Origin of the sequence: Falsiroseomonas sp. HC035, assembly GCF_050563525.1 — a bacterium.
Classification (GTDB): domain Bacteria; phylum Pseudomonadota; class Alphaproteobacteria; order Acetobacterales; family Acetobacteraceae; genus Falsiroseomonas.
The window spans coordinates 16138-37721 of sequence record NZ_JBNXUN010000018.1; the positions used below are offsets into that span (position 1 = coordinate 16138).

Genomic DNA, 21584 nt, shown 5'->3' on the forward strand with positions numbered 1-21584 from the left:
GCCGCTTCACCGGGCCGCTTCACCGGGCCAATTTACCGGGCCGCTTGCAGCTTCCGTGACGCAGGTCTAACCCTTCCGGCGGGCCACGCCCCCCCACCGGGGCGCATCTGCTTCTGGAAGGGAGCCGCTTATGACCGCCAAGCCGGACCTGCGTCCGCACAATCCCCGCTTCTCGTCTGGTCCCTGCGCCAAGCGTTCCGGCTGGACGCTGGCGGCGCTGGAGGGCGCCGAACTGGGTCGCAGCCATCGCGCCGCCAGCCCCAAGGCGCGGCTGAACGAGGTCATTACCAGGTCCAAGGCGATCCTCGGCATGCCCGCGGATTGGCGCCTCGGCATCGTCCCGGGCTCCGACACCGGCGCGGTCGAGATGGCGATGTGGTCGCTGCTTGGTGTGCGCGGCGTCGAGATCCCGGCCTGGGAATCCTTCTCCGCCGACTGGGCGGCCGATGTGGTGAAGGAGTTGAAGCTGGCCGATGCGCGGGTGCTGAAGGCGCCCTACGGCCAGTTGCCGGACTTGGCCGGGCTGGATTGGTCGCGCGATGTCGTCTTCGTCTGGAACGGTACCACCAGCGGCGTGCGCGTCCCGAACGCGGACTGGATTCCGGCGGACCGCGAGGGCCTCGCCATCTGCGATGCCACCAGCGCCGCCTTCGCCATGGACCTGCCTTGGGACAAGCTCGATGTGGTGACCTGGTCCTGGCAGAAGGTGCTGGGCGGGGAGGCGGCACATGGCATGCTTGCGCTGTCGCCGCGTGCCGTCGCCCGGCTTGAATCCCATACGCCGCCTTGGCCGATGCCGAAGGTGTTCCGCCTCGCGAAGGGCGGCAAGCTGGCGGAGGGCATCTTCAAGGGCGAGACCATCAACACGCCCTCCATGCTCTGCGTCGAGGACGCGCTCGACGGGCTGCGCTGGGCCGAAGGCGTCGGCGGCCTGAAGGGGCTGGTCGCACGTTCGGAAGCCAACCTCGCCGCCATCGCCGCCTGGGTCGCGAAGACGCCTTGGGTCGACTTCCTGGCGGAGGATGCGGCGACGCGGTCCTGCACCTCGATCTGCCTGAAGATCGTGGCGCCCTGGTTCCAGGCGCTGGACGCCGAAGGGCAGGCCACGGCCGCGAAGAAGCTTGCGGGGCTGTTGGAAAAGGAGGGCGTGGCGCTCGATGTCGCGAACTATCGCGATGCGCCGCCGGGGCTGCGCATCTGGGGTGGTGCGACCGTCGAGACCAGCGACATCCAGGCGCTGCTGCCCTGGCTGGACTGGGCGTTTGCGGAGATCGAGACCGCACAGAACAAGGCCGCCGCCTGATGCCCCCGAAGGTCCTGATCAGCGACAAGCTCTCGCCCGCCGCCATCGCGATTTTTCGGGCGCGTGGGATCGAGGTCGACTTCAAGCCCGGAATGAAGCCCGCCGAGTTGCGGGAAATCATTGGTGGCTATGACGGCCTTGCCATCCGCAGCGCCACCAAGGTGACGCGGGAGGTGCTGGATGCCGCGCCGCGCCTGCGCGTCGTGGGCCGCGCCGGCATCGGCGTCGACAATGTCGATGTCTCCTCCGCCACCGCACGCGGCGTCGTGGTGATGAACACGCCATTCGGCAACGCCATCACCACCGCCGAACACGCCATCGCCATGATGTTCGCCCTTGCCCGGCAGATCCCGGAGGCCTCGGCATCCACCAAGGCGGGGAAGTGGGAAAAGAACCGCTTCATGGGCGTCGAGCTTTCCAGCAAGACGCTCGGCCTGGTCGGTGCCGGCAACATCGGCAGCATCGTCGCCAACCGCGCCATCGGCCTGCACATGAAGGTCATCGCCTTCGACCCCTTCCTGTCCGAGAAGCGCGCGCTGGAGATCGGCGTGGAGAAGGTCGACCTCGACGCGCTGGTGGCGCGCGCCGACTTCATCAGCATCCACGCCCCGATGACGGAGCAAACTCGGGGCATCCTGTCGCGGGAGCGCATCTTCGCCATGAAGAAGGGCGCGCGGCTGATCAACTGCGCCCGCGGCGGCCTGATGGACGAGGCGGCGCTGCACGATGCGCTGGTGCAGGGCCACCTGGCCGGCGCCGCGCTCGACGTCTTCGAGACGGAGCCCGCCACCGACTCGCCGCTGTTCGCGCTGGAGAACGTGGTCTGCACACCGCATCTGGGTGCCGCGACGGCCGAGGCGCAGGAGAACGTGGCGTTGCAGGTGGCCGAGCAGATGAGCGACTTCCTGCTGTCCGGCGCCGTCTCCAACGCCATCAACATGCCCTCCGTCACGGCGGAGGAAGCACCGCGCCTGCGACCCTACATGGAATTGGCGCGGCAGCTCGGCGCGCTGGCCGGGCAGCTCACGGTGGAACAGGGCGCCGCCATCAAGGCGATCCGCGTGGAGTATGAAGGCCAGGCGGCGGAGCTGAACCAGCGCCCGCTGACGGCCGCGGCGCTGGCCGGCGTGCTGACGCCGATGATGGGCGCGGTGAACATGGTGAACGCGCCCGTGGTGGCGCGCGAGCGTGGCATCGAGGTGGCGGAGACGGTGACCGAGCGGCGCGGTGACTACGCCACGCTGGTCCGCGTGACGGTGGTGACGGAGGGGCTGGACCGCAGCGTCGCCGGCACGCTGGTCGGCACCGGCCGCCCGCGCCTGGTCGAGATCAAGGGCATCGCGGTGGAGGCCGATTTCGCGCCGCACATGCTGTACGTCACGAACCAGGACAAGCCCGGCTTCATCGGCCGCTTCGGCACGACGTTGTCGGAAGCGGGCATCAACATCGCGACCTTCCACCTCGGCCGCGACAAGCCGGGCGGCGATGCGATTTGCCTGGTCGGGCTGGATGCGGCCGTGCCGGATGCGGTGCTCGCCACGGTCCGCGCGCTGCCGCTGGTGGTCCGCGCCGTCCCTCTGGCCTTCTAAGACAACGCCCTCTCCCCCGCTCGGAGGGAGAGGGCTGGGTGAGGGGGGCCTTCAGGCGGCCGCGTTGTTCAGCGCCTCGCCGAGTTCCCTGATCTTCTCGGCCTTGGCGCCTTCGCTGCGGCCGGCCATCGTCACCGTCTCCTTGCCCAGCTTGGCCACCACGGTCTTCACCGCCTCGCCGTCGATCTCCTCGGCCTGGAGGAGCTTCTTCAGGCGTTCCAGGTCGCGCACCATGGTCTTGGCGCCGGTCACCTCCATCTTGCCGAGCGTCTCCTCCCAGCCTTCGATGTTCTTCACCGCGGCGCTGATCGTGAAGCCCTTAACGCCTTCCTTGATGTGCTTGATGGTGGCTGCAAATTGCGGCATCTGCGTTCCTCTCCGTGTGACGCGGGCTGCGTCGTCCTGCGGGGAAAAGCGCCGCGTTGCCGGGCTGGTTGCGGAAGTTTATTTCGCAACGTGCCATCTTGCGGGTTGGCGCGGCGGCCCACGCGAACGAACGTCACGCTTCGTGACGTGACGCACGGCCGCGCCCGCGCCCAGATGCGCCGCACTCCGGAGGTTCGCATGCTCCTCATCCCGCGCCGCGGCCTGATCCTCGCCGCCCCCGCCTTGCTGCCCGGCCTGGCCTGCGCGCAGCCGCTGGTTCAGGGCACGCCGTCGCAGACGGAAGGCCCCTACTACCCCGCCGCCATCCCGCAGGACGCCGATGCCGACCTGCGCCACGTCGCCGGCGCGGCGCGGGAAGCGTCCGGCCGGCCGCTGCTGCTGACCGGTCTCGTGCGGAACCTGGACGGCGCGCCGCTGCCCGGCGCACGGGTCGAAATCTGGCAGGCGGACGAGGCCGGCATCTACCTGCACCCGCGCGACGGGCGCCAGGCGCAGCGCGATACGGGCTTCCAGGGCTATGGCCGTGCCGTTGCCGATGCCGGGGGGCGCTACGCCTTCCGGACCATCCGGCCCGGTCGCTACCCTGGCCGCACGCCACACATCCACCTGCGCGCCCACCCGCCGCGCGGCACCGCGCCGCTGACCACGCAGGTGTATTTTCCGGATGAGCCGCAGAACGCCCAGGACGGCCTGCTGCGCCGCGTGGCAGAGGCGCGGCGTGCCCTGCTGCTGGCACGGCTGTCGCCAACGGACGAAGGCCAGCGCGCGGAATTCGACGTCGTCCTGGCGTAAAGCCCCGCAGGGGTTGCCCCGGGAGCGCCCCCCTGCCACACACGCGCCCGTCACGCGCCCAGACCCGCATGCGCTCCAGAACCGAATGACCGACGATCCTCCGAATCCCGCCCTGCTGCCCGCCGGCCTCATCGATGTCCTGCCACCCGAGGCGGAGCGGGAGGCGATGCTTGTGGAGGTGCTGGCGGAGACCTTTGCCCGTCATGGCTATGAGCGGGTGAAGCCGCCGCTGCTGGAATTCGAGGATTCGCTGCTGGCCGGCTCCGGAGCCGCCGTCGCCGACCAGACCTTCCGGCTGATGGACCCGGTCAGCCATCGCATGATGGGACTGCGCGCGGACACCACGCCGCAGGTCGCCCGCATCGCCGCAACCCGTCTCGCCCGCATCCCGCGCCCGCTGCGGCTGAGCTATGCCGGCCAGGTGCTGCGGGTGCAGGGCACGCAGTTGGCCCCAGCGCGGCAATTGCCGCAGGCGGGCATCGAGCTGATCGGCCCGCAGAGCCCGGAGGCTGATGCGGAGGTCGCCGCCGTGGCGGCCGAGGCGCTGGCCGCCGTCGGCATCACCGAGGCCTCGCTCGACATCACCCTGCCACGCCTGGCGCCGGCCTTGCTGGATGCCGCCGGCGTGCAGGGCGAGGACCGCCGCCGCCTGGCCCGGGCGCTGGACCGCAAGGATGCCGCCGCCGTTGCCGAACACGCGACCGCGGCCGGTGGCGCCGCGCTGCTGCTGCCTGCGCTGCTGGCGGCCGCCGGCCCTGTCGATGCGGCGCTGGCCGTGCTGCATGCGGAGGCGCTGCCGGCCGCTGCCCGGACCATCGCCGACCACGCCGCCGCCGTGGTGGTCGCGATCCGCGCCCGCGCGCCGGGCCTCCGCATCACGCTGGACCCGCTGGAGTTCCGCGGCCTGCGCTACCACACCGGCGTCGCCTTCACGATCTTCGGCGCCGGCCGCACCGGGGAACTGGCGCGCGGTGGCCGCTACCTGTCCGGCGAGGAGCCCGCAACCGGCATGACGCTGTACCCGGACGCCGTGCTGCGCGCCGTGTCGCCGCTGCCGCAGCGGCTGCGCGTGTTCCTGCCGGAGGGCGCCGATGCCGCGCAGGCCGCGGCGCTGCGCGCCGCCGGACACGCCACCCTGGCGCGGCTCAGCCCCGCCGATACCGCGCAATCCCTGCGCTGCACGCATGTCATGGACGGCACCGGCGCACCGGTCCCGGTTGAGGAGCAGTAGCGATGGCCAATGTCGCCGTCATCGGCGCCCAGTGGGGCGACGAGGGCAAGGGGAAGGTCGTGGACTGGCTCGCCAGCCGGGCCGACATCGTCGTGCGCTTCCAGGGGGGCCACAACGCCGGCCACACGCTGGTGGTGGGCAACCAGACCTACAAGCTGTCGCTGCTGCCCTCCGGCGTGGTGCGCGGCAAGCTCGGCATCATCGGCAACGGCGTGGTGCTGGACCCGGACGCGCTTTTGTCCGAGATCGCCCGCGTCACCGCGCAGGGCCTGTCCGTGACGCCGCAGAACCTGCGCATCGCGGAGAACGTGCCGCTGATCCTGCCGGTGCATCCGGCGCTCGACATCGCGCGGGAAAAGGCGCGCGGCGCCAGCGCCATCGGCACCACCGGGCGGGGCATTGGCCCGGCCTATGAGGACAAGGTCGCCCGCCGCGCCATCCGCCTGTCGGACCTCGCTGAGCCGGAGGTGCTGGCGCACAAGCTGGATGAGCTGCTGCTGCACCACAACACCCTGCTGCGCGGCCTCGGCGCCGAGACCTTCGAGAAGCAGGCGCTGCTCGATCGGCTGCTGGAGTTGGCGCCGAAGCTGCTGCCATTCGCCGAGCCGGTCTGGCAGTTGCTGGACGCCGCGCATCACGAGGGCAAGCGCGTGCTGTTCGAGGGTGCGCAGGCGGTGATGCTGGATGTCGACCACGGCACCTACCCCTATGTCACGTCATCGAACACCGTCGCCGGCAACGCCGCGGCGGGGGCGGGCGTCGGGCCGAAGCAGATCGGCTACGTGCTGGGTATCGCCAAGGCCTACACCACCCGCGTTGGCAGCGGCCCGTTCCCGACCGAATTGTCGGACGCAACCGGGCGTCTGCTGGGGGAGAAGGGGCGCGAATTCGGCACTGTCACAGGGCGTCCGCGCCGCTGCGGCTGGTTCGATGCCTGCATGGTCCGCCAGGCGGTGAAGGTCGGCGGCGTGGAGGGCCTGGTGCTGACCAAGCTCGACGTGCTGGACGGGCTGCCCGAACTGCGCATCTGCACCGGCTACCGGGTGGATGGCGAGTTGCTCAACCGCCTGCCGGCCTCGATCGCCGCGCAGCAGAAGGCGGTGCCGGTCTATGAGGTGCTGAACGGCTGGCCCGGCTCGACCAAGGGCGCCCGCAGCTATGCCGAACTGCCGGCCGAGGCGGTAAAGTATGTCCGCCGCATCGAGGAACTGGTGGAGGCGCCGGTGGTGCTGCTGTCCACGAGCCCGGACCGCGACGACACGATCATGCTGCGCGACCCCTTCGCGGGGTGAAGCCCGCGTAATACGTCTAGACGTCTGGTTGTCTGACAAGCCGCGGCCTGTCACAGTCGTGACATGCCGAAGCTCCGCGACAGCCGCCCGGACGACATTCCCGCCATCACGGCGATCTACGGCCACTGGGTCACCCACGGCCTCGCCAGCTTCGAGCTGGCGCCACCCGACGCGCCGGAGATGGCGCGGCGGCGCCAGGCCGTGCTGGACGCCGGTTATCCGCATCTGGTCGCAGTGGATGCGGCCGGCCGCGTACTCGGCTACGCCTATGCCAGCGCCTATCGCCCGCGCACGGCGTATCGCTTCGCGGTGGAGAACAGCGTCTACGTCGCCCCGGACGCCGGGCGCGGCGGCATCGGCCGGGCGCTGCTGGCCGGACTGATCGAGCGCTGCACCGCCAGCGGGCACCGGCTGATGGTCGCGGTGATCGGCGATTCAGCCAACGCCGCTTCCATCCGTCTGCATGAAGCCGCCGGCTTTACCCGGGCCGGGCTGATCCCCGCCGTCGGCTGGAAACACGAGCGCTGGGTGGACAGCGTGCTGATGGTGCGCCCGCTCGGAGAGGGCGCCGCGACGCCACCCACACCATGACCCGCGCCGAGGCCGATCGCGCCTCCCGCGACGCGTCCATCGTGCTCGGCCTGACCCTGCCGGGCGACACGGTGCTGTACCTGCTCCTGCCGCTGCACGCCGCGGCCTTCGGTGTCTCGCTGGCCGAGGCCGGGTTGCTGCTGGCGGCGAACCGGCTGGTGCGCATCATCGGCTATGGCTGGGTGGCCCGCGCGTACGAGCATTTCGGGCCACGCCGAGCCTGCCTGGTGGCGGTGCTGGCGGCCGCCTGCGCCACGGCAGGCTATGCGGTGCTGCCGGGGGTCTGGTGGCTGCTGCCGGCCCGCCTGCTTTGGGGTCTCGCCTTCGCCGCCATGAATATCGCCACCCAGGCACTGGCCACAGCGGAGACGGGCGGGGCGGCCCGCCGTAGCGGCACCTCCCGCGCCATCATCGCGACCGGGCCGATGCTCGGCCTGCTGGCTGGCGCGGTGCTGGCGGAATTCGCCGGGCCGCGCGTGGTGTTCCTGTGCCTCGGCGCCGTCTCGCTGCTGGCGCTGCCCTTCGCCTGGCGGCTGCCGGACGAGGAGGGGGCCAGGCTGCGTTCCGGCGGCCCGCGATTCGCGCTGCCGAAGCCGCTGGATGTCTGGTCCTTCGTGCAGGGGCTCGCGCTGGATGGGCTGTTCGTGCTCGGCCTTGCCTTCCTGGCCGCCGCCGCCCTGCCGGAGGGAGCGGCGCTGGCCGCCGGCGCGGCGCTGGCGGCGCGCTACCTGGCGGAGGTGCTGCTGGGCCAGCCAGCCGGGCGCCTGGCGGAACGCTTCGGCGCTGCGCGGGTGCTGCTGCTGGTCTCACTCGGCTCGGCGGTGGGGCTGGCGGTGATTGGCGTCGGGTGGCTCTGGGTCGGCAGCCTGCTGGTGGTTGGGCTGCGCGGTCTGCTGCAGCCGCTACCGGCGCCGGTGGCGGCCGCTCGTGCACCGGTGGAGGAACGTGTGGCGGCTTTGGCGCGGCTCGCCACCTGGCGGGACATCGGCGCCGGCGTCGGGCCGCTGGTGGCGGGCGTGCTGCTGCCGCTGGTGCCGGCGGTGGTTCTTTATCTTGGGGCCGCCGCCCTGCTGGCGGCGGCCTCGATCGTGGCGCTCAGCCCGCCTCGGCCAGCAGCGCCCGCAGGTCCAGGCGCTTCGTGACCATGGCAAGGGTGCCGTCCGGCTGGCGCGGCCAGTCGGCGCGTGGCCGGTCTCGGTACAACTCCACACCGTTGCCGTCCGGGTCACGCAGGTACAGCGCTTCCGACACGCCATGGTCGGAGGCGCCTTCCAGTGGCCAGCCGGCCTCCGCCAACTGCTTCAGGGCGCGCGCCAGGGCCCGGCGGTCCGGATACAATAGCGCCACATGGTACAGGCCGGTGGTGCCGAAGCCGGGCGGGCTGCCGCCGGCGCTTTCCCAAGTGTTGAGCGCGATGTGGTGGTGATAGCCGCCGGCCGAAAGGAACACCGCCTGGTCGCCGATGCGCTGCTGCACCTCCAGCCCGATCAGGTCGCGCCAGAAGGACAGGCTGCGCTCCAACTCTGCCACCTTCAGGTGGACATGGCCGATCCGGGTTTCCGCGGCGACGGTGTAGGGCGCGGCGGGAGCCGGCGCTTCGATGGTGGCCGACATGGCGAGTCTCCTCGTGTTCGTGCCACCAAGATGCGGAGTCGGGCCGTCCGGTTCCAATCCGCGCTTCGGATACGCCTCATGGTCCCGGCTGATGACGCGAAAAGGGCGCCCACCCTGCGGTGAACGCCCCTTCCAAGCTTCAGGCTGACAGCATCAGGCGACGCCGAGGCGGCGCTCCACAATCTGTGTCTTCATGCTCTTCTGCAGCTTCTCGAAGGCGCGGACCTCGATCTGGCGCACGCGCTCGCGGCTGATGTTGTACTGCTGCGACAGCTCCTCGAGCGTGGTCGGCTCGTCCTTCAGGCGCCGCTCGATCAGGATGTGGCGCTCCCGATCATTCAGCGTCTTCAGCGCCTCGCCGAGCAGCTCGCGGCGGTTGGTCATGTCCTCCCGCTCGGCCAGCTCGGTTTCCTGGCTCTCGCCGTCATCCACCAGCCAATCCTGCCACTCGCCATCACTGTCCGCGCGAACCGGCGCGTTCAGGCTGTTGTCGGGCGAGGCGAGGCGGCGGTTCATGGAGATGACGTCGGCTTCCGGCACGGCCAGGACACGGGCGATCTTCTCCACCTGCTCCGGCTTCAGGTCGCCTTCCTCCAGCGCCGCCATCTGGCCCTTCAGCCGGCGGAGGTTGAAGAACAGCTTCTTCTGTGCAGCCGTCGTCCCCATCTTCACCAGAGACCAGCTGTGCAGGATGTACTCCTGGATCGCGGCACGGATCCACCACATGGCGTAGGTCGCCAGGCGGAAGCCACGGTCCGGGTCGAAGCGCTTGACGGCCTGCATCATGCCGACATTGCCTTCGGAGATCAGCTCGCCGACCGGCAGGCCGTAACCGCGATAGCCCATGGCGATCTTGGCAACCAGGCGAAGATGCGACGTGACCAGACGATGGGCGGAGGGCTCGTCACCCTCGTCCTTCCAGCGCTTGGAGAGGTTGTACTCCTCATCCGGCGTCAGCATCGGGAACTTGCGAATTTCCTGAAGGTACCGGGACAGGTTGCCCTCGGGCGCCATCGGGATGGACATGGTGGAAGCCATGATGAGAACTGCCTCCTTCGTCGCCTGGTGCCCCCCGTGACGGCGGAGCCCGTGGCGGCTGTGCTGTTCTGCCAACGTCGACCGGGCCCTCCCTTTCCATGGACACCCCGGTCACGACGGCGTGAGGCATGGTGGGCGCTCTCGTTCCGGATCTTGAAATCCGAGGAGCGAGGGTGCGAAGCGGCACCCGACCGATTCTGGCTTGACGCTTTTCTAGGACCAATCCAGGCCGGGATCAAGAGAAACCCGACCTGCAAGGTAGGTTTACGTTTGGTTACCTCGCTGTAACACCCGCCTCCAGAAGCCGCAGCAGCGCAATCATATCGGGCGGCAATTCCGCCGAGAAGGATAGCGCCTCACCCGTTACCGGATGGCGAAAGCCCAGGGTTGCCGCATGCAGCGCCTGCCTGGGGAATGCGAGGAGTGCTTCGCGCGGGGCCTCGGGAAGGTTACGCGCGGCGGCAGGGGTGCGGCGCAGATACACAGGGTCGCCGACCAGCGGGTGGCCCAGATGCGCCAGGTGGACGCGGATCTGGTGGGTCCGCCCGGTCGCCAGCCGGCAGCGCAGCAAGGCGCAGGCAGCGCCGAAGCCGCGTTCGGTGCGGTAGCGGGTCAGCGCGTGCTTGCCGTTGCGCGCCACCACCGCCATCCGCTTGCGGTCCATCGGGTGGCGGCCGATGTCCCCCTCGATCTCGCCGGCCGCCGGTGCCGGCAGGCCCCAGACCAGGGCGAGGTATTCCCGGTCCAGGTCGCGCGCGGCGAAGGCTTCGGACAGCGCCGTGTGCGCCCGCTCCGACTTCGCGACGACCATGACGCCGGAGGTGTCCTTGTCCAGCCGGTGGACGATGCCCGGCCGCTTCTCCCCGCCGATTCCCGTCAGATCCTCAGCCGCATGGGCCAGCACGGCATTCACCAAGGTGCCGTCCCGGTTGCCGGGGGCGGGGTGCACGACAAGGCCCGCGGGCTTGTCCAGAACGATCAGGTGCCGGTCCTCGAACAGCACCGTCAGCGGGATGTCCTGCGGTTGCGGCACCGCATCTTCCGGCGGTGGCAGGTGCAGGGCGTACAATTCGCCCGGCCGCACCGGCTCCGCCGGGTCGTGCACCCGCACGCCAGCCCGGCTGGCCTGGCCGGCCTCAATGAGAGCCTTGACCCGGGACCGCGACAGCCCGCCTATCGCATCCGTCAGGAAGCGGTCGGCGCGCAGGCCGGCAGCCTCGGGCGGGGCGAGGATTTCGCGGGTTTCGCCCAAGGGATGGTCCTGTGCATCGGCGGAAAGGGGAGTTTGCGTGGCGGCGCTCAAATGGTTGGTTGGCGTTATGGGGGTTCTGATCGTGCTCGGCACGGTGGGCCTGGTTTTCGTCCTCGTCCAGCGCCTCGGTGGTGCGGCGGGCGAAGTGGCGCTGCCGCCGGCCTCGCTCGGGCAGCCGGCGGGGACGCGGATGCTGTCGCTGGCGACGGTTGAGGGCCGACTCGCGGTGCTGGTGGCGCGACCGGATGGCACGGAACGCGTGCTGCTGCTGGATGCGCGGCGCAGCCGGGTGGTCGGCGAAGTGCGGGCCGCCGATTGATGGCGCACAACAAGGCGACGCTGCCCGAGAAGATCTGCGCCGCCTGCGCCCGGCCCTTCGCCTGGCGCCGGAAATGGGCGCGGGACTGGGACCAGGTCCGCTTCTGCTCCGACGCCTGCCGCAGCGGCCGCCGCGATGTGGCGCTGGCCGAGAAAACCGCCAAGGGGCGTCTTGATCCGGCGGCCCGGGGGCGCTAATCAGCCCGCCTCGCGACGTTCCAACGTCGCGGGTTGTCTGGGTCCCCTTCGTCTAGAGGCCTAGGACACCGCCCTCTCACGGCGGTAACAGGGGTTCGAATCCCCTAGGGGACGCCATCGACTCTCGATCGCGCTCACGCAGTGGCTGCGTCAACATGCGGTCGATCCGCAATTCGCGTGGATCGCGGAATTGCGCGATTCCCACCGTCATCGCCGCGTGCCCCGCGGCTGGCTGCGCGCGGTAGGTGCCGAAAAGCCGGTCCCAGAATGCCAGGTTGAAGCCGAAGTTGCTGTCGGTTTCCTGCGGCAAGACGGAATGGTGCACCCGGTGCATGTCCGGTGTCACCACAACCAGGCGCAGCCCGCGGTCGAGCCAGGCGGGCAGGCGCAGGTTGGCGTGGTTGAACATTGAACTCGCGTTCAGCAGCACCTCGAAGACCAGCACCGCGACGGCGGGCGCGCCCAGCGCCACCACCACCATGAGCTTGATGATCGTGGACAGGATGATCTCGACAGGGTGGAAGCGCAGCCCCGTCGTCACGTCGAAGTCGAGATCCGCATGGTGCATGCGATGCAGGCGCCACAGCGCCGGCACGGCGTGGAACAGCACGTGCTGGAGGTAGATGGCGAGGTCGAGCAGGACCACCGCCACCAGCACCGCCATTGGCTGCGGCAGGTTCATCCAGGGCAGCAGGCCAAAGCCCTGAGCCTCCACCGCCAGGGCGACGCCGACCGCCGCGGTCGGGAAGAGAAAGCGGACGACCAGCGCGTCAAGGGCGACTACGCCAAGGTTGCTCGGCCAGCGCCGCAGCCGAGCGAAGGCGCGTGCCCGGCGCGGCAGGCCTGCTTCCAACCCCGCCATCACGGCCAGCACGCCGGCGAAGACGCCGAGGCGGATCAGGGGCTCGTTGGTGAGCAGGGCATCCATGCTGCGCGTCCGGCGGCTTAATGCGAGGTTTGGCTGACGCTGCCGGCTCAGCGCAAGCCGAACAGCGGCCGCAGCCGGATGCCGACCCAGCAACCCGGCATTGCCGCCAGGACCCAGACGAAGCCATGCAGGCTGCCGGAGGACGCGCCGCCGAGGAACGCGCCGACATTGCAGCCGAAGGACAGCCGGGCGCCCACCCCCATCAGCAGACCGCCGATCGCCGCGCCGGCCGCGCCGCGCCAGCCGATTGGCGTGCCGTGGCGCAGCCGCCCCTGCGCCGCCGCCGCCAGCAGGGCGCCGAGCACCAGGCCGATGTTGGTCAACGAACCGTGCAGGGCCAGCAACGGGCCCTCCAGCGCCTCCCGCGTCCAGCCGCCCGCCCAGAATTCGAAGCGCGTCAGATCAAGGCCCAGCGCCTGCACCGCCTGGCCGCCCCACAGCGTCAGCCCCATGGTGATGCCCCAGGGCATCCCGGAGACCAGGAACAGCAACACCACCACGACGCCGACCGCGAGTCCGGCCAGCACCTTGTCCCGCTGCGGCCGCGCCCCGCGCAGGACCAGCAGCGCGCCCGCCAGCAGCAGGCCCTCCGTCACGGCAAGCCCGCCCCAGGTTCCGAACACAGCCGGCAGGTCGACCGCGCCCAGGTTCGGCAGGCGCAGCGCCGCCGGCAGCACCAGGCTGCCCAGCACGCCGCCCAGGCAGAAGAACGGCAGCGCCACCCACATGCGGCGCGATCCCTGTCCCATCGCGACCAGCGTGCCGGAACCGCAGCCACTGGCGATCTGCATGCCGATGCCGAACAGCGCCGCGCCGACCACCAATGGCGGCCCGATCGGCGCGACGAAGCGGCCAAAGCCCTCGACCAGCGTCCCAATCGGCAGGATCGCCAGCGCCGCCACCGCCGGCACGATGAAGCTGGCGCCGAGGGTCCGGCCATCCCGGTCCACCAGCAGGCGGCGGAAGCCACCGGTGAAGCCGTAGTCCAGCACCACGAACATCGCCCCCAGCAGCATCGCCACTGCCAGCAACGGCAGCAGCGCCGCGTCGCCGAGGCCCAGCACGGCGAGGGCCGTTCCGACGACGCCCAGCAGCAGGCCCGGCAGGTGCGCCCGCGGCGGTGCGGCCGCGAGCGCGCCCGCCATGCTAAGCCGCCGCCTTGCGCACCAGCCCTGCCAGGAAGGTCTCGGTGTTGCGCTGGCCCTCCGGCGGAACCGTCACGCCGTGGCGCGCGAAGACCCGCGCTGCGAGGTCGGCGCCGGTGCTGCGGGTGAGGAAGGTGCGGCCCTGCTCATCCTCCCACACCAGGATGCGCATCGGCAGGTCCAGCGCCAGCGTCGGGTTGGCGGCCATGCCTGGCGTGCCCGCGCGCGGGCTGCCGAACAGCAGCACGGTGCGCGGCCGCAGCGTCATGCCGACCTCGCGGGCGGCGGCGAGAAGGAGGCGGCGGCGCATCAGCCTGCCCGTCGGTGCGGCCATGATGGGCGAGGCGGCTTCGACATTGCGGGGTCCTCCTCGGGATGAAGGCGCAGCCGGATGCGTCGCCACCAGCGCCGCCAAGGTTACGGTACCTCGCCCGGCACCATGACCATGAAGGGCTGAACCTCCACCGCCGCGCCGGGCCGTGCCACCAGCACATGGTTGGCCGCCACTGGCTGCCAGCCGGCGTTGCGCTCATCCACCGGCTCCGACACCACCAGCACGTTGCCGCCGACGCGGCGCCAGTACAGCGAGGGGGGCCTGTGGTCCGACGACCAGCGGAAGCAGGTCAGGGTGGTGCCATCGCTCTGCGCGGCGGCGAAGCGCAGCGGCTGTGTGCTGCCGGCCTGGCGCATCAGCGCCAGCACGCGGCCGAGGGTGCGGGACAGGGCGCCGACCGGGTCCTCCGCAAGCCCATCCGCCATGGCGGCCAGGAAGATCGCCTCGGTGTCGCCGGTGCCCAGGCGGTGCTCGTACAGCCGGTCGGGGATCAGCTCCTCGATCCGCCGCTTGACGCGGGCATAGTCGCCAACCTGGCCGTTGTGCATGAACAACTGCCGGCCGAGGCCGAAGGGATGGCAGTTGGCGCGGGTGGTGGAGGTGCCGGTCGAGGCGCGGACATGCGCGAAGAACAGGCGCGAGCGCACCTGCTCGCACAGCGAGCGCAAATTCTCATCCGACCATGCCGGGCGGATCTCCCGGTACAGGCCGGGTTCCTCCCGCTCGCCGTACCAGCCCAGGCCGAAGCCGTCGCCATTGGTCGGCGCCTTGCCCTCGTCGGCATGCATGGATTGGTGGATCAGCGAATGCGCTGGGGCGCAGACCAGGTCGGACAGGAAGATCGGTTCGCCGAGATAGGCGAGGAAGCGGCACATCGTGGCGTGGTCCGGAGGGTGGCAACGCCGCAGGTTGCGACCGCCCCGAGGCGGGAGCAAGGCCTGGAGTCAGCCCCCGCGTAGCGGCCATCCCCAATGCGGCGGCGGATGGCCGGCGACCGGCATCGGCGTGCGCATGATGCGGTCCGCCAGCAGGCAGCCCAGCCAGGCTTCCCGCCGCCCCGGCCCGGCGAAGGCGAGGGAGGAGACGTTGGCGAGCGGGCTGCCGCCGGCCTCCGCCATGTCCTGCGGCGCCAGCGTACCGGCGGCGCTGCCGCGCGCGATGCGCGCGATGTGCTCGGGCACGCCGGCATCGAGGTGGCGGGTGACGCGGCCTGTGGTGGGGTCCACCCGCAGCAGGCGGTTGGCGACGATGGCGGTGACCCAGACCTGGCCTTCCTCGTCGAAGGCTAGGCCGTCCGGATATTCACCCGCTGCGAATTCCGCCACCACCTGCTTCGGGCCGAGCGTGCCGTCCGCGCGCAGCGGGAACCGCGACAGCTTCTGCGTGTAGGTCTCGTTCACATACAGGTAGCGGCCATCGGGGGAGGGCATGCACTCATTGGTGTAGCCCAGGCCATCCGCCACGATGCGGCTGCCACGCTCGTCCTGCAGCACGATGAAGCCGGTGCAGGCGCGCGGCGTCCAGTCCAGGTGCCGCGGCGACAGGCGGGTGGAGACGGTGGCCCAGAGCCGCCCTGTGGCATCGCGCACCGCGTAGTTCGTCGGCGGCAGCGCTACGCCATCGACCTCGCGCAGCAGCGGGGTCACCTGGCCGTCGCGCGCTAGCCGGAACACGCCGCCCTCTGCGTTGCCGAGATGCGCCAGGATGAAGGCACCATCCGGCTCGAAGGCGATGCCGTTCGGCTTCAGCCCATCCGGCAGCTCCGCCGTCTCGCCGCGGATGAGCCGGTGCGATCCATCCGCCGCCAGTGCTGCAACGCCGCCCCGGAAATCCGCGCTGAACACCGCGCCGTCCGGCGCCACCAGCACGCATTCCGGGCGCACCAGCCCACTGCCGTGAAAGGAGACATCCTGCATCTGCATCAGCGGAACCATGCGACGGGGGCCATGACGAAGGCGGGGAAGTAGGTGACGATCACCAGCACCAGGCAGCACAGCGCGAACATCGGGCCAAGCTCCTTGGTGATGCCCCACATGCGGGCATCGGCGATCTTCGCCGAGACGAACAGCGTGCCACCGACCGGCGGCGTGAACAGCCCGATCGCCAGGTTGCACACCATGATGAGCCCGAGATGCACCGGGTCGATCCCGAGGTCGCGCGCCACCGGCAGCAGCAGCGGTGCCGTCAGGATCAGCGCCGGCACCGGCTCCAGGAAGATGCCGAGCAGCAGCAGCGCGATGTTCACCACCAGCAGGAATTCCCACTTGCCGAGGTCCCAGGCGCGCAGGATCGCGACCAGGTCCATCGGCACACCCTCCATCGTCATCACCCAGGCAAAGGCGGTGGTGGCGCCGATGACCAGCATGACGGTGGCGGAGGTGATGAAGCTGTCGCGCAGGATGCGCGGCACATCGGCCAGCGCCAGTTCGTTATAGACGAAGCGGCCGACCAGCAGCGCGTAGAACACCGCAACGGCCGCGGCTTCCGTCGGGGTGAACACGCCGCCGAAGATGCCGCCCAGGATCACCACCGGAAACAGCAGCGCCGGGATGCAGCCCTTGAAGGATGTGATGAGTTCGTCGGCGGAAGTACGCTGCCCGCCCGGGTCCCAGCCGCGGGATTTGCCGACATGCATGCACCACAGGATCAGCGCGCCGCCGAACAGCAGGCCGGGCACGAAGCCGGCCAGGAACAGCTCCTTCACCGAGACATTGCCCATGAAGGCGAAGATCACCATCGGGATGGAAGGCGGGATGATGATGCCGATGGTGCCGGCCACCGCGACCAGTGCCGCGGCGAATTCCTTCGTGTAGCCGCGCTGCTTCATGCCCGGGATCATGACGGAGCCGATCGCCGCGCTGTCCGCGACCGCGGAGCCCGAGACACCGGAGAACAGCATGGAGGAGGACACCGTCACCACGCCCAGCCCGCCACGCAGGAAGCCGAGCGCCTTGGAGGCAAAGTCGATCATCCGCCGGCCGACGCCGCCGGCCACCATGATCTCGCCGGCCACGATGAACATCGGCACGGCGAGCAGGTGGAACGGCTCGACGCCGCCGATGAAGGACAGCAGCATGCCCTCCATCACGTAGAAGTTGTCCGACATCTGCATGTAGGCGAAGGTCGCGATCAGCATCGCCCAGACCAGCGGCACGCCGAGCATGGCGATTGCCATGAACAGCGCGAAGATCGTCAGGAACAGCGACATCAGGCAGCCCTTTCCCGCACCGGGCCGCACAGCAGGCGCTGCGCGATGAACAGCAGGCCGAGCACCGATCCCACCGGCATCGCGGCATAGGCCAGGCCCATCGGGATGTAGGTGACCGACAGCGTCTGCTGCATCATCTGCGCCGACAGGCTCCAGCCATAGACCAGCAGCGTGACCAGTACGCCCGCCGCCGCGGCGTCGGCGATCCAGCCGAGCAACCGGCGCAGCCTGGGCCCGGCGGCATCCACCATCTCCGTGATCGAGAGATGCGCGCCAAGTTGCAGCGCCCGCGCACCACCCAGGAAGGTGAGCCACAGGAAGACGAACTCGCCGATCTCGTTCACCCAGGCGAGCGACAGGTTGAAGACGTAGCGGGCGATGACGTTGACCAGCACCACCAGGCACAGGCCACCACCGCCGATGGCGAGGAACAGATCCAGCGCGCGCCCGAGCAGGGCACAGCCGCGGTCGAGCGCGCGCATCCCTCAGGCCCGCGCGCGCAGTGCGGCGGCTTCGGCCATGAAGGCGTCCACCTGTTCCTGGCCGTATTCCTGCCGGGCCCGCGCGATAGCGCCCTGCGAGGCATCACGCCACGGGCCGAGCTCCGGCCGCGCGATGGTGGCGCCCTTTTCCGTCATCTGCCGCAGCAGCGCCTCGTCATTCGCCGCAACCTGCTGGCGATTGTGCTGGCCGCTTTCGCGCCCGGCCTGCATCAGCGCCTCGCGCGCCTTTTCCGGCAGCGACTGCCAGACGCGCTCCGAGGCACAGAGCCACAGCGGGGAGTAGATGTGGTTGGACAGCGTGATGTGCTTGGCGACTTCGTGGAAGCGCTGGCTGAAGATGGTGTCGATGGGGTTTTCCTGGCCGTCCACCGTGCCCTGCTGGATTGCGAGGTAGACTTCCGTCACCGGCAACACCACCGGGTTCCAGCCCTGACTTTCCATGATCCAGCGGATCATGTCGACCGGCGCGATGCGCAGCTTGCGGCCGCGCACCGCAGCCGGGGAGGGCAGGGCGAAGGTGGTGGAGAAGCAGCGGAAGCCGGCTTCCCAGTCGCCCACGATGCGCATGCCGCGGCCGATCAGTGCCTGCTTCTGGGACGCGATGAAGCGGCTTTCGTCGTAAAGCCGCCAGCCCTGCTGGTAGTTCTCCGCCAGGTAGGGCAGCGCGATCAGGTTCAGCGGGCGCGTGTGCGTGGCGTAGGTGACGACGCCGGTGATGGCGAGGTCGATGGACCCCACCGCGACCTGTTCCAGGCTGCGCGCGTCGTTGGCGAGCTGTCCCGAATGGAACACCTGCACACGGTACTGCCCCTCCGTCAGTTCCTGCACGCGGCGCCCGAACAGCAGGGCGGCTTCCTGCCGTGCGCCGATGTCGGTGTCCGTGTGGTTCAGGCGCAGTGTGCGGACACGCCCCTGCGCCGTTGCGATGGCGGGCGCCGCGAGCAGCCCCGCGGTGCCGAGCAGCGCGATGCGCCGCGTGGTCCTGATCTGGTCCATTGTTGCTTCCTCCCCTTCTATTGCGTGGCAGGCTAGACAGGCACGAGACGACCCTCCGCGGCGGAGCGGTAGATGGCCTCCTCGATCTCCATGTTGCGTAGCCAGGCGCGGCCGGTATTCGGCACCGGTGCCTGCTTCGCCACATGCGCCAGCGCGGCGCGGGACTGGCGGAACACGCAGTCCCCGCCATAGCCGCGGCGTTCCCAGGCGTAGGCGTGCTCGGCTTCCGTACCGCCATGCGGGCGCAGGAACAGGCGGCCATGGCCATCCAGGCGCAGCTGCCCGCCGGTGCCCTCCACCAGCAGCACGCCGTTCGTCATGCGCGGGTCGTCGCTCGGGTGGTCGATCAGGCGGTTGCCGTCGACGATCCCGCTGCGGCGCGGCTCCGCGAAGCTGAACAGCACGGTCGCCGCGTCCTCGCCGACGATGGCCGGGTTCAGCGTGCGCAGCCGCGCGAACACGCCGGCAACCTCGCCGAACAGCAGGCGGAACACGTCGATCAGGTGGATGATGGTTTCATGCACCAGGAAGCGCGGCATCGTGCGGAAGTAGGGCTGGCGGGACAGGTAGGCGTCCGGTCCCTGGCCGTCCCCGGAGCGCAGGCGGAAGGACAGGTCCAGCGGCTCGCCAATGGCACCGGCCCGCACCAGCCGCGCGGCTTCTTCGAACCATGGCATGAACCGGAAATTCTCATGCACGATCAGCGGACTACCGGCCTGCTCCGCCTGCCGCACGATGGCCAATGCCGTTTTGTAGTCCGGCGCCAGCGGCTTCTGGCAAATCACCGGGATGCCGCGCGTGGTGCACAGCCCCACCAGCGCCGCATGGGTTTCGGGCGGCGTCACGATATCGACCAGCCCCGGCCGCACCGCATCCAGCATCTCCGCCGCATCCGTGAAGCCACGGGCCGGCGGGAAGCGCGCCGCTGCTTCCTCCGCCTTGGCGCCGGCCCGGTCGCAGATCGCGGCAAGCTCCACCGGCAGCCGCGACCACGCATCGTGGTGGAACTGCGCGAAGTAGCCTGCCCCGATCACGGCGACCTTCATGCCGGGATCTGCGCCGCCACGGCCTTCGCCACCTCCATGGTGCCGACGCCGCCGAACTCCGCTGTGCGAAGGCCCTGGGCGAAGGCGGCATCCACCGCCGCCTCCAGCTCCGTCGCCGCATCGGACCACGCCTGCCCGGCGCCGCGCGTGCCCAACCAGTCCAGCATCAACGCGGCCGACAGCAGCATCGCCGTCGGGTTCGCCACGCCCTTGCCGGCGATGTCCGGCCCGGTGCCGTGGCTCGGCTGGAACACGGCGTGCGTGTCGCCGATATCGGCCGAGGGCGCGTAGCCCATGCCGCCGACCAGCCCGGCGCCGAGGTCGGAGATAATGTCGCCGAACATGTTCTCCATCGGCAGCACGTCGAAATCCCAGGGCCGCCGCACCAGGTCCAGCGCCATCGCGTCGATGTAGTGGTGGCCGGAGGGTACGCCGGGGAACTCGGTCGCCACTTCCTCGAAGATGCGGCGCATGAAGGCCATGCTGAGGAAGACGTTCGCCTTGTCCACCAGCGTCACCTTCTGCGGCCGCCGCAGTCGCTCGGCGCGGCGCTCCGCCAGGCGGAAGGAAAAGCGCGCCAGGCGTTCGGTGGTGGCGCGGGTTATGACCATGGTGTCGCGCGCCTCGCGATCCTCGATCATCTCGCCGCGGCCGCGCGCCCAGAACAGGCCCTCGGTGCTCTCGCGCAGGATCACCAGGTCGATCTTTTCCGCGCGGGGATCACGCAGCGCCAGCGGCACGCCGGGGATGGCGCGGATCGGGCGCACGCCGGCATAGAGGCCGAGGCGAAACCGCAGGTCGAGCTGCGGCGCGATCTCGGTGCCATCGGGGTAGCGGATGCCAGGCCAGCCCATGGCGCCGAGCAGGACGGCATCGGAGGCTTCCGCCTGCCGGAACACCTCCTCCGACATCGCCGTGCCGGTCTCCTTGTAGACGAAGGCGCCGGCGGCGAGCGTTTCCGTCCGCAGGCCGAGCCCGTGCCGGCGTACCAGCTTCTCCAGCACCGCCGTGGTGGCGTCCGTCACTTCCACGCCGATGCCGTCCCCCGGCATCACGGCGATGCGGACGGCGTTCGAGTTCATAGCCATGCAAGGCCGCTCCGTTCGATCAGGGCAATCAGTTCGGCACCGCCACGGCGGCGGTGCTGGCGGTACAACTCGCGGGCGCCATCGGCGTCCCCGGCGCGAATCGCGACCAGCGTCGCGCGGTGCTCGGCGGTGGACCGGGCGGGCAGGGGGCGCATGTTCAACGTGAACATCCGCGCGCGGTGGGACTGGTCCCACACCTGCATGACCATGGCCGACAGCCGCCGGTTGCCGCAGCTTTCGGCGAGGCCGAGGTGGAAGGCCTCGTCCGCCCGCGCCCAGCCGGTGCGGTCCTCGGCGGCGATCGCCGCCTCCATCGCGTCGCAGGCCTCCGCCAGCGGGCGCAGGGCGAGGTCGGACAGGCGGCGGCGGGCCAGCAGTTCGGCCGCGGTCGGCTCCAGGCTTTCCAGGACGTCGTAGATGTCGCGCATGTCGGCGGTCGAGATAGCCTGCACGCGCATGCCGTGGCGCGGCGTCACCGTCACCAGCCCGTCCTGCTGCAACCGCAGCATCGCCTCCCGCACCGGGGTGCGGGACAGGCCGAGCTGGACGGCGAGTTCCGCCTCCAGTCGCTGCTCGCCGGGGGGCAGCAGGTTGTCGAGGATCATCGCCTTCAGCCGCAGGTAAGCGGTCTCGGCGGCGGTCACCTGGCGTGGGGGAGAGGCTTTGAGGGCGTTCACTCATGCATTAGCGCATACGCTATTGCGTGCGGCAAGTGGTGTCCTGGTCGTCGT

Annotated in this window: 25 protein-coding genes and 1 tRNA gene; 11 read left to right on the plus strand and 15 right to left on the minus strand. The window is 70.3% G+C overall.

The window, feature by feature from the left end:
• Positions 1-130: 130 nt before the first annotated feature.
• Positions 131-1303 carry a phosphoserine transaminase gene (locus ACLF3G_RS24720; RefSeq protein WP_430672064.1) on the plus strand — a complete coding sequence of 391 codons (1173 nt, stop codon included), beginning with the start codon at positions 131-133 and terminating at the stop codon, positions 1301-1303.
• Positions 1303-2892 (plus strand): phosphoglycerate dehydrogenase, encoded by a 1590-nt coding sequence (gene serA, locus ACLF3G_RS24725; RefSeq protein WP_430672065.1) that lies wholly within the window; start codon positions 1303-1305, stop codon positions 2890-2892. Before ACLF3G_RS24720 ends, serA begins: the two co-directional genes overlap by 1 nt.
• A 51-nt stretch (positions 2893-2943) precedes the next feature.
• Here the strand turns inward: serA and ACLF3G_RS24730 are convergent, their stop codons facing one another.
• Positions 2944-3258, minus strand: coding sequence for a hypothetical protein (locus ACLF3G_RS24730; RefSeq protein ID WP_430672066.1), 315 nt, complete (start codon positions 3256-3258; stop codon positions 2944-2946).
• Between the two features lie 198 nt (positions 3259-3456).
• On the opposite strand from ACLF3G_RS24730, the gene ACLF3G_RS24735 reads away from it, so the two are divergent.
• The 5 genes from ACLF3G_RS24735 to ACLF3G_RS24755 all read left to right on the plus strand — a co-directional run bounded on the left by ACLF3G_RS24735 (position 3457) and on the right by ACLF3G_RS24755 (position 8327).
• Positions 3457-4071 (plus strand): hypothetical protein, encoded by a 615-nt coding sequence (locus tag ACLF3G_RS24735; protein WP_430672067.1) that lies wholly within the window; start codon positions 3457-3459, stop codon positions 4069-4071.
• Positions 4072-4156: 85 nt separating this feature from the next.
• Positions 4157-5302 (plus strand): ATP phosphoribosyltransferase regulatory subunit, encoded by a 1146-nt coding sequence (locus ACLF3G_RS24740; RefSeq protein ID WP_430672068.1) that lies wholly within the window; start codon positions 4157-4159, stop codon positions 5300-5302.
• 2 nt (positions 5303-5304) lie between these two features.
• Positions 5305-6594 (plus strand): adenylosuccinate synthase, encoded by a 1290-nt coding sequence (locus ACLF3G_RS24745; RefSeq protein WP_430672069.1) that lies wholly within the window; start codon positions 5305-5307, stop codon positions 6592-6594.
• Between the two features lie 63 nt (positions 6595-6657).
• Positions 6658-7185, plus strand: a complete 528-nt coding sequence (locus ACLF3G_RS24750) for an N-acetyltransferase family protein (RefSeq protein WP_430672070.1) — start codon at positions 6658-6660, stop codon at positions 7183-7185.
• On the plus strand, positions 7182-8327 hold the full coding sequence (locus ACLF3G_RS24755; RefSeq protein ID WP_430672071.1) for an MFS transporter: 1146 nt from the start codon (positions 7182-7184) through the stop codon (positions 8325-8327). The genes ACLF3G_RS24750 and ACLF3G_RS24755 overlap by 4 nt, the downstream gene beginning before the upstream one ends.
• Here the strand turns inward: ACLF3G_RS24755 and ACLF3G_RS24760 are convergent.
• The 3 genes from ACLF3G_RS24760 to ACLF3G_RS24770 form a co-directional block, all read right to left on the minus strand.
• Complete coding sequence (locus ACLF3G_RS24760; protein WP_430672072.1) at positions 8281-8799, minus strand: VOC family protein; 519 nt, start codon at positions 8797-8799, stop codon at positions 8281-8283. The two genes, ACLF3G_RS24755 and ACLF3G_RS24760, sit on opposite strands and share 47 nt — an antisense overlap.
• Before the next feature lie 153 nt (positions 8800-8952).
• Complete coding sequence (gene rpoH, locus ACLF3G_RS24765) at positions 8953-9837, minus strand: RNA polymerase sigma factor RpoH (protein ID WP_430672073.1); 885 nt, start codon at positions 9835-9837, stop codon at positions 8953-8955.
• Positions 9838-10111: 274 nt separating this feature from the next.
• Positions 10112-11089, minus strand: coding sequence for an RluA family pseudouridine synthase (locus tag ACLF3G_RS24770; protein ID WP_430672074.1), 978 nt, complete (start codon positions 11087-11089; stop codon positions 10112-10114).
• A 37-nt stretch (positions 11090-11126) separates the two neighbouring features.
• On the opposite strand from ACLF3G_RS24770, the gene ACLF3G_RS24775 reads away from it, so the two are divergent.
• From ACLF3G_RS24775 to ACLF3G_RS24785, 3 genes are all read left to right on the plus strand, one after another.
• The gene (locus tag ACLF3G_RS24775) at positions 11127-11408 is read left to right on the plus strand and encodes a DUF6476 family protein (RefSeq protein ID WP_430672075.1); all 282 of its coding nucleotides are present in this window, start codon (positions 11127-11129) and stop codon (positions 11406-11408) included.
• Positions 11408-11605, plus strand: a complete 198-nt coding sequence (locus ACLF3G_RS24780; RefSeq protein ID WP_430672076.1) for a DUF2256 domain-containing protein — start codon at positions 11408-11410, stop codon at positions 11603-11605. Before ACLF3G_RS24775 ends, ACLF3G_RS24780 begins: the two co-directional genes overlap by 1 nt.
• Before the next feature lie 41 nt (positions 11606-11646).
• Positions 11647-11722: transfer RNA gene (locus ACLF3G_RS24785), tRNA-Glu, on the plus strand.
• Here ACLF3G_RS24785 and ACLF3G_RS24790 read toward each other — a convergent pair.
• Positions 11682-12215 carry a sterol desaturase family protein gene (locus ACLF3G_RS24790; RefSeq protein ID WP_430672129.1) on the minus strand — a complete coding sequence of 178 codons (534 nt, stop codon included), beginning with the start codon at positions 12213-12215 and terminating at the stop codon, positions 11682-11684. The genes ACLF3G_RS24785 and ACLF3G_RS24790 overlap by 41 nt on opposite strands.
• On the opposite strand from ACLF3G_RS24790, the gene ACLF3G_RS24795 reads away from it, so the two are divergent.
• Positions 12123-12554 (plus strand): hypothetical protein, encoded by a 432-nt coding sequence (locus ACLF3G_RS24795; protein WP_430672077.1) that lies wholly within the window; start codon positions 12123-12125, stop codon positions 12552-12554. The genes ACLF3G_RS24790 and ACLF3G_RS24795 overlap by 93 nt on opposite strands.
• Positions 12555-12580: 26 nt before the next feature.
• Here ACLF3G_RS24795 and ACLF3G_RS24800 read toward each other — a convergent pair whose 3' ends face one another.
• From ACLF3G_RS24800 to ACLF3G_RS24845, 10 genes are all read right to left on the minus strand, one after another.
• The gene (locus ACLF3G_RS24800) at positions 12581-13678 is read right to left on the minus strand and encodes a YeeE/YedE thiosulfate transporter family protein (RefSeq protein ID WP_430672078.1); all 1098 of its coding nucleotides are present in this window, start codon (positions 13676-13678) and stop codon (positions 12581-12583) included.
• 1 nt (position 13679) lies between these two features.
• The gene (locus tag ACLF3G_RS24805) at positions 13680-13988 is read right to left on the minus strand and encodes a DUF302 domain-containing protein (protein ID WP_430672079.1); all 309 of its coding nucleotides are present in this window, start codon (positions 13986-13988) and stop codon (positions 13680-13682) included.
• A gap of 107 nt (positions 13989-14095) precedes the next feature.
• Complete coding sequence (locus ACLF3G_RS24810; protein WP_430672080.1) at positions 14096-14887, minus strand: class II glutamine amidotransferase; 792 nt, start codon at positions 14885-14887, stop codon at positions 14096-14098.
• A gap of 69 nt (positions 14888-14956) precedes the next feature.
• Positions 14957-15946: an SMP-30/gluconolactonase/LRE family protein gene (locus tag ACLF3G_RS24815; RefSeq protein ID WP_430672081.1), complete on the minus strand. Its 990-nt coding sequence runs from the start codon at positions 15944-15946 to the stop codon at positions 14957-14959.
• Positions 15934-17220 (minus strand): TRAP transporter large permease, encoded by a 1287-nt coding sequence (locus ACLF3G_RS24820; protein ID WP_430672082.1) that lies wholly within the window; start codon positions 17218-17220, stop codon positions 15934-15936. The genes ACLF3G_RS24815 and ACLF3G_RS24820 overlap by 13 nt, the downstream gene beginning before the upstream one ends.
• Positions 17220-17702 (minus strand): TRAP transporter small permease, encoded by a 483-nt coding sequence (locus tag ACLF3G_RS24825; protein ID WP_430672083.1) that lies wholly within the window; start codon positions 17700-17702, stop codon positions 17220-17222. Before ACLF3G_RS24825 ends, ACLF3G_RS24820 begins: the two co-directional genes overlap by 1 nt.
• Before the next feature lie 3 nt (positions 17703-17705).
• Positions 17706-18719 (minus strand): TRAP transporter substrate-binding protein, encoded by a 1014-nt coding sequence (locus ACLF3G_RS24830; protein WP_430672084.1) that lies wholly within the window; start codon positions 18717-18719, stop codon positions 17706-17708.
• Between the two features lie 32 nt (positions 18720-18751).
• The gene (locus ACLF3G_RS24835; RefSeq protein ID WP_430672085.1) at positions 18752-19765 is read right to left on the minus strand and encodes a Gfo/Idh/MocA family protein; all 1014 of its coding nucleotides are present in this window, start codon (positions 19763-19765) and stop codon (positions 18752-18754) included.
• Positions 19762-20853 carry an isocitrate/isopropylmalate dehydrogenase family protein gene (locus ACLF3G_RS24840; RefSeq protein ID WP_430672086.1) on the minus strand — a complete coding sequence of 364 codons (1092 nt, stop codon included), beginning with the start codon at positions 20851-20853 and terminating at the stop codon, positions 19762-19764. The genes ACLF3G_RS24835 and ACLF3G_RS24840 overlap by 4 nt, the downstream gene beginning before the upstream one ends.
• Entirely contained in the window at positions 20844-21530 is a 687-nt protein-coding gene (locus ACLF3G_RS24845) for a GntR family transcriptional regulator (protein ID WP_430672087.1), read from the minus strand. The genes ACLF3G_RS24840 and ACLF3G_RS24845 overlap by 10 nt, the downstream gene beginning before the upstream one ends.
• Positions 21531-21584 lie beyond the last annotated feature (54 nt).